This window comes from Hanamia caeni, from assembly GCF_003721595.1.
In the GTDB taxonomy this organism is placed as follows: domain Bacteria; phylum Bacteroidota; class Bacteroidia; order Chitinophagales; family Chitinophagaceae; genus Ginsengibacter; species Ginsengibacter caeni.
In genome coordinates this window covers 1-10912 of record NZ_RJJR01000031.1, presented here as the reverse complement: position 1 = coordinate 10912, position 10912 = coordinate 1, and the positions used below count along the sequence as shown (strand labels likewise).

Here is a 10912-nt window from a genome sequence, read left to right as displayed (position 1 = left end):
ACCAACGGTTGGAAAATCGGAGCGGTATAACGGGAGACTGTTACGTACCGTTCTAACAGAATCTCAGGCTGCGATGCCTGGGTTTACTTACTAAATTGTCTTATACGATTCTTCCGGGAACTAAAAAACCCGGAAGAATTTTGTTATACTAATCGGTTAGGAATAGCTGATTTTATTACGCTTCATCTTCCAAATTTTTTTATGAAAAGAAAATCGCTTTTTGTTGCGCTGCTTTGTTTCGCATTTTATTTAAGCAATGGCCAGGCGGCAAAATGGGACAGCACGTACCGGCCGGGCATTTATGAATTTAAAGTGCAGTTGTACGAAAGTTATCCCAAGTCAAAAAAAGATATTGTTTTTCTTGGAAACAGCATCACCGACCGGGTAGACTGGAACGAGCTTCTTGGAATGTGCCATGTACGTAACCGTGGCATTTCGGGCGATATTACCTTTGGCGTATTAGAAAGGCTGCACCAGGTAACGGAAGGCCAGCCGGAAAAGGTTTTTATTTTGATTGGCATCAACGATGTATCACGCAATATTCCCGACAGCATCATCGCTAATAATTACCGCCGGATTGTGCAACAAATCCAGGCAAATTCTCCCCGAACCAAAATTTATTTCCAAACTTTGATGCCGGTTAATAATGAATTTACCCAATTCAAAAATCATTACAACAAGGACGAGCATATTTTATGGCTGAATGATCAAATCAAAAAGATTGGCAAAGAGTATCACATCGAAGTGATCGATTTATATCCTCATTTTTTAAATAATGAAAATAAGCTCGATAAAAAATTTACCTTAGATGGCCTTCATTCCAATGCGGAAGGCTACAAGGTGTGGGCCGCTGTTTTGAAAAAATACCTGAAATAAAAAATGGCAATATAAATTCATTTACTATGGATACACGGAGAGAATTCATAAAAAAATCAATGCTGTTATCAGCAGCCGCAGGGCTTTCCGGCACGGTGCCCGCTTCTATTCAACGGGCTTTAATGATTAATCCTGAGCCCGGAAGTTCTTATTTGGATGCAGAACATGTAGTCATCCTGATGCAGGAAAACCGTTCGTTTGATCATTGCTTTGGCGCATTGCGCGGTGTTCGTGGCTTTAATGATCCGCGCGCCATCACCTTGCCGGATAAAAATTTAGTATGGCTGCAAAGCAATGCCAAAGGCGAAACCTACGCCCCTTTCCGGTTTAATATTCATGATACAAAAATTACGTGGATGGGCTCTGTGCCGCACTCACGGCCCAGCCAGGTAGATGCGGATAACCGCGGAAAATATGATCAGTGGTTGAATGCTAAAAGGCCAGGAAATAAAAAATATGCAGATATGCCGATGACGCTAGGCCATTATGTGCGCGAAGACCTGCCATTTAATTATGCGATGGCAGAAGCTTTCACAGTTTGCGATCAGAATTTCTGTTCGGTGATGAGCAGCACCTGGCCCAATCGTTTTTATCTCTGGAGCGGCACCATACGCAATGAAAAAACCGGCGATACAAAAGCTTTTATTAATAACGACGTGCCTTGGGGAACCGGCAATTGGAAAACTTTTCCGCAAAGGCTCGAGGAGAACGATATTTCGTGGAAAGTATACCAGAACGACATTACCTCCGGCGGCGGCTTTGAAGGAGATGAAAGAGCCTGGCTTGGAAATTTCGGCTGTAACCCCCTGGAATTTTTAACTCAATTTAATGTAAAATTTTCTCCGCGTTATGTTGAAAGTTTAAAAAATCTTTCTGAGTCGCTGCCGGGCACTATTGCTGAGCTTGAAAAAAAATTCAACGCGATGGAACGCTCAGACGCGGGTTATGAAAAATTGCAAAAAGAAATTGCAAAAAAGAAAGAAGTGCTGAAAGATACCAATGAACAATTGGTAAAATGGAGCAGGGAGAATTTTGAAAAGCTTTCGCAGCAGCAAAAAAATATTTATGAAAAAGCATTTACTACAAACGAAGGAGACCCGGATTATCATAATCTGACTACATTAAATTATGAGGACAATGGTGTAAAAAGAGAGCTTTCGGTTCCGAAGGGCGATTATTTATACCAGTTTCGCAAAGACGTAGATTCCGGAAATTTGCCAACGGTTTCATGGCTGGTGCCCTCTCAAAATTTTTCTGATCATCCAAGTGCGCCGTGGTATGGCGTTTGGCTCACTTCCGAAATTCTGGATATCCTCACAAAAAATCCCGAAGTATGGAAGAAAACGATTTTCATTCTTACCTATGATGAAAACGATGGCTACTTTGATCATATTCCCCCGTTCGTAGCGCCCGATCCTAAAGATCCAAAAACAGGCAAATGCTCTGCCGGTGTGAACACAAGCGGCGTAGAATTTATTCACCGCGAACAGGAAATCAGCGAAGGCATTTCAAATAAGAATGCGCGCACAGGGCCTATCGGTTTAGGTTTTCGTGTACCCATGATCGTTGCCTCACCCTGGAGCCGCGGTGGCAAAGTATGTTCGCAAGTTTTTGACCACACTTCCACCCTTCAGTTTTTAGAAGATTTTCTCAATAAAAAATATAATAAAAATATTAAGGAGGCGAACCTCAGCGAATGGCGGCGTACGGTTTGCGGCGATTTAACTTCTGCTTTTTCGGTATATGAAAAAGACAAAAAAGAAAACCTTCCTTTTCTGAAAAGAGATCCGCTTGTTGAAAAAATCTACAACGCGAAGTTTAAGAAAGAACCTTCCAATTTTAAAAAATTAACCGCGGCCGAAATTGCAAAAATTAATAAGCAGGGATCAGCTTCAGGTTTAATGTCTCAACAGGAAAAGGGAATAGCCCCTGCGAATCCCTTGCCATATGAGTTATATGCCGATGGCAGGCTCAGCGACGACAAAACAACATTTCAAATTAACCTTCAGGCGCAAAATAAAATTTTTGGCGATCGGGCGGCAGGCTCTCCGTTTAACGTGTATGCGCCGGGCAAATATCTTTCTATAGAGAGTGAAAGCGGCGGCCCTAAAGTGTTTGAGCCGGTACGGACATGGCACTATGCAGTAAAAGCCGGAGATGCCTTGCAGGAAGAATGGCCATTATCTAATTTTGAATACGCTAATTATCACCTGCGCGTGTATGGACCTAATGGATTTTTCAGGGAATTTCAGGGCAATGCAAATGATCCGGATATCAGTATAGAATGCGGTTATCAAAGCAGCAGGCTTTCAAAAAAATCGCTGACCGGAAATATAGAATTAAAAGTCACTAATCCGGATGCAGGCCAGGCTTTGGATGTCAAAATCACGGATAATGCCTACAAACAAAAGCCGGTTTTTAAAAAGATAAGCACAGGCGAAGAAATCATTGTTTTGAACTTAAAGCCAAGCTACGGCTGGTACGATTTTTCAATTGCGGTAAAAGGCAATCCTTATTTCTCCCGGCGCTTTGCAGGCCGTGTAGAGACAGGAAAAGAAACTTTTACTGATCCATTTATGGGAAGAATGATCGTCTAAAAATTTATTTAAAAAAGTTTTCGTAAGATGAAGTATACAAAATTATTTTTTGCATTATTTATGGCTTTACTGGTTTCGTGCAGCGAAACGAACCAACACAAAGATGATACAGCATTTGACAGGCAGGCGCATCGCGGAGGCCGTGGCCTGATGCCTGAAAACACGATCGTTTCAGAAAAGAATGCCATTGATTACGACTGCACGATGGAGATGGATTTGCAAATGACAAAGGATAAAAAAATTGTTGTTTCGCACGATGCTTATTTCAGTAGTGATTTCAGCCTAACGCCTGAAGGAGATACGATGACAAAAGAGGATGGTCGCAGCCGCCTGATATACAATATGCCTTACGACAGCGTAGCTAAATACGATGTAGGCCTGAAGCCACATCCAGGCTTTCCGCGACAAAAGAAAATTCATGCAGTGAGGCCTTTATTAAGCACGCTCATAGATTCTGTGGAAGCGTATGCGAAAACAAAAAACCATGTAAATCATTATAATATTGAATTAAAGACAAGCCCGGCAGATGATGGAAAAGCGTATTCTAACTTGCAGGAATATGTAGACTCCGCAATGAAAATTATTATTGACAAAGGCATTGCGCCCCGCACCATGATTCAATCATTTGATGTAAGAGCTTTACGGATCGTACATGATAAATATCCGAAAATCGAAACCTCTTTTCTCGTTATGGCATCCAATAAAAAAACAGTGGAAGGCTATATCGATGAGCTTGGTTTTAAACCCGATGTGTTCAGCCCTCAATACACTTTACTCACTCCCGAACTGGTAACAGCTTTTCATAAAGAGCATATTAAAGTAATTCCGTGGACACCCAATACATTGGGAGAACTTCAGAAGCTAAAAGACATGGGCGTTGACGGCGCTATTACCGATTACCCGGAATTATATGCAGAATTGAAATAATAAGAATTCAGCGTTGTCAGCACCTCAGGTTTAACGTGATTTACTGATTTCCCGAATACCTGCTGTGACAATTTACCCAATTTGTTCAATCAGATGATAGGCATAAAAAATTACTAATCAAATTATTTTTTAATATAACTTTTGTATATTTATGACCCACTAAAACCTTTTGCCATGAAACGATCAATCTTTGCCATAAGCATGGCCTGTTATCTCATTTTCACCGGCTGTAATTCCGAAACAAACAAAACCGCAAATAGCCAGGAAAATTCACAAGCGCAAAAAAATATTGCTGCTTTTAAAACGGTAAGCGATGCCTTCCAATCGGGAGATGTGAGCAAGGTAGATAGTGTGGTAGCTGACGATTTTGTTGATCACACCGACCACGGCGATGTTAAAGGAAAAGATAGCCTCAAAGCTGGCATTACGATGATGCATGATAATTTCAAAGACATGAAGAATGAATTGGTACATATAGTGGCCGATAACGATTATGTATTTGCATGGATGAAGATGTCTGGCACTTCTGACGGGGCTATGGGCATGCCTCCCGGCCCGTTCAACATGAGCGCAGTGGATGTGGTAAAGTTCAATAATGAAGCGAAAGCCACAGAACACTGGTCATTCATAGATCCGAATGACATGATGAAAATGATGAACCAGCCTATGCCCAAAGACAGCACGAAAAAGTAGCAGTTTACAATCATCAGTGAAGTCATAAGCAGGACTAAACCTTGCTTAAACAGGCACCGTATTTTATTTAAATGGCAACATGGACAATTACTATATTTTGTTTTACACCACCGTCGATAATTTTCCGGAGCGGCGCCAGCCTTACCGCCAGGAGCATTTACAATTAGCGCAGCAAGCTTTTGACAGGGGAACATTGATCCTCGGCGGTGCACTGGCTAACCCGGTCGACAGCGCCGTTTTAATTTTCAAAGGAGAAAGCGAGTCGGCTGCCGAAACGTTTGCAAAGAATGACCCGTACGTCAAAAACGGATTGGTTACCGAATGGCATGTGCGCTTATGGACGGTGGTTATTGGCAACGACTGATATCTAAAAAATGAACAGCGAGCCAATAACCGCACACCGCATATATAGGTCTGAGGTTCGATTCACCAACATAACGGCCACACGTACACGGGAATTTTTTATAACGATTTCATATCAATAACAAACCTGTATTTAATATCGCTGTTCTGTATTCGTTTATATGCATCCTGTATGTATTGAATGGGTATTACCTCTACGTCTGCAGTTATATTATTTTCGGCACAATAATCAAGCATTTCCTGGGTTTCGGGCAGTCCGCCGATCAAGGAACCTGCAATACATCTCCTGGTAAATACAATGTTAAATGAAGGCACCTGCATGGGTTCGGTAGGCAGGCCCACACAAATCATTGTGCCACCGGTTTTCAGCAATCCAACATATTTATTATAGTCATGTGGAACTGATAGCGTATTCAATATGAAATCGAAAGTATTGGCGACGGTTTTTAATTGTTCTTCATCTGTGGTAACAACAAAATTATGAGCGCCTAATTTTAATGCATCTGCTCTTTTATTTTCATGGGTACTTAAAACAGTGACATCTGCGCCAAATGAAACACCAAATTTTATTGCCATGTGTCCAAGCCCACCCAATCCAATAATTGCGAGTTTATGTCCTTTGCCAACCTTCCATTGTTTCAAAGGAGAATACGTGGTGATGCCAGCACACAAAAGCGGCGCTGCTTTTTCGGGCGAAAGTCTTTTATCGACTTTCAAAACAAATCTTTCATCCACCACAATCTTTGAAGAATATCCGCCCTGCGTAATGGTTTTCCCATCTTTTTCATAAGCGCTGTAGGTGAGTACAAAACCATTGGCACAGTATTGCTCCAGCCCTTCATTGCAATATTCGCAATCACGGCACGAATCAACCAGGCAACCCACTCCCGCGGTATCTCCGGGTTTAAATTTCTTTACATGCTCACCAACAGAAACAACCCGTCCAATAATTTCATGGCCTGGCACCATTGGATAAACTGAAATGCCCCAGTCATTATTCACAAGGTGAATATCCGTATGGCAAACACCGCAGTATAAAATATCAATTTCCACATCATGTGGTCCCGGATCTCTTCTTTCAAAATTGAAAGGCGCTAACGTATCGCCGGCTTTTTGCGCTGCATAAGATTTAGTTGCTATCATAATGGAATTTTTAAAGAGTTAATATGGTCAGTCTTGTTCTGTGGAAAAATTATTTTCCTTTGATATTTTTTTGCAGTTTTTTTTAGCTTCTTCAGTTAATGTGTTAATTGATAGAGAGGCAATACACATGGCAAAAAATACAAATGAAAGCCATGGAAATTGCTATCAAATTTACTCCCTCAAAAAGCCTTAATGCAATAGCACTTTTGTGGTAGAAGATTAACTGAACTAATGTCTGTAAAATTTATTGATTGCTTCGGTGCGGTTACTTACGTGAAGTTTTTCATAAATGTTGAAGCAATGTCTTTTAACTGTATCAATACTTATAGAGAGCTGTGCTGCTATTTCTTTATACAGCAATCCTTTTGATAAAAGTGTAAGCACCTGTTTTTCTCTTGCGGTTAAATTTTCAGTATCACTATTTTGCTCAGGAAGTTGAAAAGAAGCGATCACTTTTCTTGCCACATCGCTGCTCATCGGGCTGCCGCCATTAACGAGCTGCTGAATGGAATCAAGTATTTCCGCAGGTGGTGTTGATTTAAGAAGGTAGCCATAAGCGCCTGCTTTTAATGCTTTGAAAACTTTTTCATCCTCATCATAAGCTGTGCACATCATGCAGAGTATTGATGGAAAATTTTTATGAATCAATTCCACCAAATCAATACCACTCTTGCCGGGCAATCTTATATCAATTAAAGCAACATCCGGATGTACGGCAGCCAAAGCGCTGATTGCTTCTTCAGCAGTTGCGTAAGCGCCGGCACATTCATATCCCTCGGTCCAGTTAATTAAATTTACAAGACCGTTTCTGTAATCCTCCAAATCCTCTATTATGACTACGCTAATCATTTAGTAAAAATAAAATAAAGGATATCCTACGAAGTAACACTTTTGTTTGAGAGCTCTTTTATTGGAATTTGTATCTTAACGTGTGTTCCGTTGTTTTGAACCCATTCAATTCTTCCGTTCAACTCTTTTGCTCTTTGATTTAAATTATCAATTCCAAAATGATGAACTGCATTTTGCATGCAGCTAAATCCAATTCCGTTATCACTAATATAAATGCAAAGCGTTTCTGTGAGCGATACTTCTAATCCGGCTTTCGTTGCCCTGCTGTGTTTAAGAATATTGTTGATGCATTCTTTTACGATCAAAAAAATATTTCTTCTTTCACTGCCCGACAAAGTGATTTCAGGAACATTTTCAGGCATGGTTATACTGCAATCAATCTTAACAGCGTCAAGAGTCTTTGCGGCATATTGCCGTATATACGACAACAAGCTTTGAAGATTATCGTTATTCATATTTAACGCCCAAACAATTTCATTCATTTTTTGCACCAGTTCTTTTGATGAATCTGAAATTTTATCCAATTGAAGTTCAATGTCACCTTTCCCTAATCCCTGCTTCATCATCTCGCTCATCAACCGGATTGTAGAAAGGCCGCTTCCCAAATCATCGTGCAGCTCGGATGATATCCGGTTGCGTTCAGTTTGAATGGCCTGTTGCCTGCCCAGTTCGGCTTTTTGCTTTTCAGAATTTAATTGTAGCGCTCTTTTGTGTTGAAAATTTCTTATCATAAAATAAACGGTGATGAAAAGGAAGGCGAAAATCACTATAAAAGCAATGTTTAATTTTCGCTGTGACGAAACCGTTAATTGCTGTAGATGATTTTCCAGCTTCAATTGCTCTATCTGTTTCTGCTTTTTTACCGATTCGTATTTTGTTGAAATTTCATTTAATTTTTCCGGGTCTGCATTCTCCAGAGCTTTATAAATTTTTGTGGCCAGCATATCACAATACTTTATCGCGCTGTCTTTTTGTCCGGACGATATAAAGCTGTTTATCAACAAATGATAACGGGAAATGTTAAGGTCATTAAAATCAATATCTTCATTAGTACTCACCGTTTTCGTTAAATAGCTGATCGCGCTTTTATAGTCTCCTAATTTGTTGTAGCACTCGCCCAAAAAATTGAATGCTATTCTTCTTCTTATTTGCCTTACTGCATTGCCACTGCCAAAAGTCTGCGCTTTATCAATTAAGCCTAAATTTTTTTTTGCAAGAAGGATGCCTTCATTCAGCCTGTTGCTGTCAATAAGGTTCCTGATTTTAATATCGTTTAAAATAACCATCGCCAAAGTATCCTTTCCTTTTGCATTCGCCTCAACTGCCAGCGAATCATACCTATCCCTGTTCTCAATATCGCCTTGCATAGAAGCTATCCTGCTTAAACCACCATACACATGAAACAGCATTTCAAAATGTTTTCTATTGCGGTAATGTGTCAATGCATTTTGATAATAGGAATTAGCTGCCTGATAAGCATGCGCATCAGTAGAAAATTCGCCAAGTTTTACTTCGGTAAAATAAAATCTTGCGGAATCGCCCGCTTTTAAAGCGTACTGTTCTGCTTTCATTGCGTACTTTATAGCCAGTTCCCTGTCGTGTGATTCGCAATAATACATGTACATACCGCCGTAAAGAGCGCTTAATATTTTGTAGTTCTCTTCATTTTCATTTTTTTCAATTACTTCATTTAGTGAATCTGCATTTAACAGGTTAAGTGGCAGCGGTGCAATTCCGCTTTGGGCTGCTGCATTATCCAGGTAACAGCAAACGAGAATAAGGTAGAATATTTTCAGCCTACAGCATAACATACCGATAAATTATTGTTTGAGGTATTGTAAACACGGAAAATCACCGGCTGTTGATTGTTATTATTAACCGTAGCTGCTCTCAGGCTATCCGCGGCACAAGGCTGAGACTCATAGTGTAGTAAACAAACAAATAGCGATGTTTTCTATTTTCGTTTCATGGGGTGAAAAAATATTTCTATTGATATGTAAAACGCTAACGTTTGATTTGGTTGGCTCAATGATGAATAAGAAATCAACATTCTCACTTAGCTGCTTCTGGCTCCAGTTTACCCGTTTTGAAGCCCCTTGCCAACACTTAAGAAAAATGGGATTTTAAAGTTGTGGTCGTTGAGAAGGATACGATTTTCAGGTAATATTAAAGAAAAAAATTATAAAAATGAAAATTAAATGTAGAGACAAGGCATGTGGTAGAGACAAGGCATGCCTTGTCTCTACGGCATTCATTACGAGGTCAATTCCTTTCAAGGCCTAGGTTCCATTTGAATACGTTTTGGAAAGATTGGTAATAGTCAGTTGCATTTTGATAATTTTAAAGAATAAATAAAATAGCTGGTTAGTTTGAATAAAGAAATCCAAATAATAATTAGCCTCGTTCAGGGTGCGATTGCAAAACGACAGTAAAGGAACAAATAGAGCGGATTCTTATTTTACCGGTTTTCTGATTACAATAATTGGATTAAGTAAATCTTCATTGTTTGGTAGTAACGAAGATTTAAAACAGTACGTTTTTCTGAGGTTATGTTCTAAAAAAAGAAAAATGAAATGTGGAAATTGAACTGCTAAATTCTTTCTTCTGTAAAATTTTTCATCAGTCTTTTTAAATCTTAAATTATAAAAACGATTAAAAATAATATTATTAATCCGGTTTTTACAAAAGATTTTTTTGCAGTTTGTTGCTTCGTAAAACCTAAAACTCCTTCTCGTCAAATTCGCTTTTGGGCAGCTTGCTTTTGGTTGTAAATTTAATCAGGTTGAAGCTCAGGTTAAGCATCAGCACATCTGTTTCATAAATGTAGTTCGTGGTGGTATAAAAATCTTTACCACTCGTAGTTATTCTTTGACGGTTACTTTCTTCTTTCATGCCCAAAGCTATATTTTGCCATTGCAGGTTTGCCGTAAACCTGTTTTTCAGAAAGCTTTTCTTTAAAGAAATATTCGGTGAAAGAAATCTTTAATCCTCTCCCTGTGTGGTGGGCCTTTTGGAAAGATAATTTACATTTCCCTGGAAGCTCCATTTATTGCCCAGGTTTAAATTAGTGTTGACATTAATAGAATAAACCCATGACTGTTGTGGATATGGTATCAATTCCGGCGAACTGGAGGTAAGGGTGAATGGCCAGAAAGTGGTGTCGTCCTTCAACTTTGAGTACACCATGGATCCGCCTACAGAGGAAAGTGTATGGGTGAAGACCAGTTGTACTACAAGCCGCTGTGCCATCAAAGGGCTGATACCAGGCAAAAAGTATTGGTTCAGGACTTATGTACTCGGTAGAAAAGGACAGCAGGTGATGGGCGATATGTTGCTGAGCCTTTATGTGCAGTAGGTGCTACACACATAGTTAGTCAACCCTTAAAAACCAAATTTAAGATTTAAAGAGCTGAAGAATTCTCCATTTTTTGTTTTAATAAGTTTGTAAAGAGTTTGAAAAAAAT

Annotated in this window: 11 protein-coding genes; 6 read left to right on the top strand and 5 right to left on the bottom strand. The window is 39.6% G+C overall.

Annotation, left to right across the window (positions count from 1 at the left end; genetic code table 11):
* The first annotated feature begins 201 nt into the window (after positions 1 to 201).
* From EFY79_RS21045 to EFY79_RS21025, 5 genes are all read left to right on the top strand, one after another.
* The gene (locus EFY79_RS21045; RefSeq protein ID WP_123122734.1) at positions 202 to 876 is read left to right on the top strand and encodes a GDSL-type esterase/lipase family protein; all 675 of its coding nucleotides are present in this window, start codon (positions 202 to 204) and stop codon (positions 874 to 876) included.
* A gap of 26 nt (positions 877 to 902) precedes the next feature.
* Positions 903 to 3473: a phosphocholine-specific phospholipase C gene (locus tag EFY79_RS21040; protein WP_123122735.1), complete on the top strand. Its 2571-nt coding sequence runs from the start codon at positions 903 to 905 to the stop codon at positions 3471 to 3473.
* A 27-nt stretch (positions 3474 to 3500) separates the two neighbouring features.
* Complete coding sequence (locus EFY79_RS21035; RefSeq protein WP_123122733.1) at positions 3501 to 4400, top strand: glycerophosphodiester phosphodiesterase family protein; 900 nt, start codon at positions 3501 to 3503, stop codon at positions 4398 to 4400.
* A 174-nt stretch (positions 4401 to 4574) separates the two neighbouring features.
* Positions 4575 to 5093, top strand: a complete 519-nt coding sequence (locus EFY79_RS21030) for an ester cyclase (protein WP_123122732.1) — start codon at positions 4575 to 4577, stop codon at positions 5091 to 5093.
* A gap of 79 nt (positions 5094 to 5172) precedes the next feature.
* Positions 5173 to 5457 (top strand): YciI-like protein, encoded by a 285-nt coding sequence (locus tag EFY79_RS21025; protein WP_123122731.1) that lies wholly within the window; start codon positions 5173 to 5175, stop codon positions 5455 to 5457.
* Positions 5458 to 5555: 98 nt separating this feature from the next.
* On the opposite strand, the gene EFY79_RS21020 is transcribed toward EFY79_RS21025, so the two are convergent.
* The 5 genes from EFY79_RS21020 to EFY79_RS21665 all read right to left on the bottom strand — a co-directional run bounded on the left by EFY79_RS21020 (position 5556) and on the right by EFY79_RS21665 (position 10619).
* Positions 5556 to 6599: an NAD(P)-dependent alcohol dehydrogenase gene (locus tag EFY79_RS21020; RefSeq protein ID WP_123122730.1), complete on the bottom strand. Its 1044-nt coding sequence runs from the start codon at positions 6597 to 6599 to the stop codon at positions 5556 to 5558.
* A 228-nt stretch (positions 6600 to 6827) separates the two neighbouring features.
* Entirely contained in the window at positions 6828 to 7448 is a 621-nt protein-coding gene (locus EFY79_RS21015; protein ID WP_123122729.1) for a response regulator transcription factor, read from the bottom strand.
* A gap of 26 nt (positions 7449 to 7474) precedes the next feature.
* On the bottom strand, positions 7475 to 9259 hold the full coding sequence (locus EFY79_RS21010; RefSeq protein WP_123122728.1) for a sensor histidine kinase: 1785 nt from the start codon (positions 9257 to 9259) through the stop codon (positions 7475 to 7477).
* 907 nt (positions 9260 to 10166) lie between these two features.
* Complete coding sequence (locus EFY79_RS21670) at positions 10167 to 10340, bottom strand: hypothetical protein (RefSeq protein ID WP_394338875.1); 174 nt, start codon at positions 10338 to 10340, stop codon at positions 10167 to 10169.
* Positions 10341 to 10430: 90 nt separating this feature from the next.
* A complete protein-coding gene (locus tag EFY79_RS21665; protein WP_199727608.1) occupies positions 10431 to 10619 on the bottom strand; it encodes a hypothetical protein in 189 nt (62 codons plus the stop codon).
* A gap of 13 nt (positions 10620 to 10632) precedes the next feature.
* On the opposite strand from EFY79_RS21665, the gene EFY79_RS21660 reads away from it, so the two are divergent.
* Positions 10633 to 10803: a hypothetical protein gene (locus EFY79_RS21660; RefSeq protein ID WP_199727607.1), complete on the top strand. Its 171-nt coding sequence runs from the start codon at positions 10633 to 10635 to the stop codon at positions 10801 to 10803.
* Positions 10804 to 10912 lie beyond the last annotated feature (109 nt).

Excerpts from the sequence above, each read along its gene's own strand:
- EFY79_RS21045 (WP_123122734.1), top strand. The coding sequence starts at position 202 with ATGAAAAGAAAATCGCTTTTTGTTGCGCTGCTTTGTTTCGCATTTTAT.
- EFY79_RS21040 (WP_123122735.1), top strand. The coding sequence starts at position 903 with ATGGATACACGGAGAGAATTCATAAAAAAATCAATGCTGTTATCAGCA.
- EFY79_RS21035 (WP_123122733.1), top strand. The coding sequence starts at position 3,501 with ATGAAGTATACAAAATTATTTTTTGCATTATTTATGGCTTTACTGGTT.
- EFY79_RS21030 (WP_123122732.1), top strand. The coding sequence starts at position 4,575 with ATGAAACGATCAATCTTTGCCATAAGCATGGCCTGTTATCTCATTTTC.
- EFY79_RS21025 (WP_123122731.1), top strand. The coding sequence starts at position 5,173 with ATGGACAATTACTATATTTTGTTTTACACCACCGTCGATAATTTTCCG.
- EFY79_RS21020 (WP_123122730.1), bottom strand. The coding sequence starts at position 6,599 with ATGATAGCAACTAAATCTTATGCAGCGCAAAAAGCCGGCGATACGTTA.
- EFY79_RS21015 (WP_123122729.1), bottom strand. The coding sequence starts at position 7,448 with ATGATTAGCGTAGTCATAATAGAGGATTTGGAGGATTACAGAAACGGT.
- EFY79_RS21010 (WP_123122728.1), bottom strand. The coding sequence starts at position 9,259 with ATGTTATGCTGTAGGCTGAAAATATTCTACCTTATTCTCGTTTGCTGT.
- EFY79_RS21670 (WP_394338875.1), bottom strand. The coding sequence starts at position 10,340 with ATGAAAGAAGAAAGTAACCGTCAAAGAATAACTACGAGTGGTAAAGAT.
- EFY79_RS21660 (WP_199727607.1), top strand. The coding sequence starts at position 10,633 with ATGGATCCGCCTACAGAGGAAAGTGTATGGGTGAAGACCAGTTGTACT.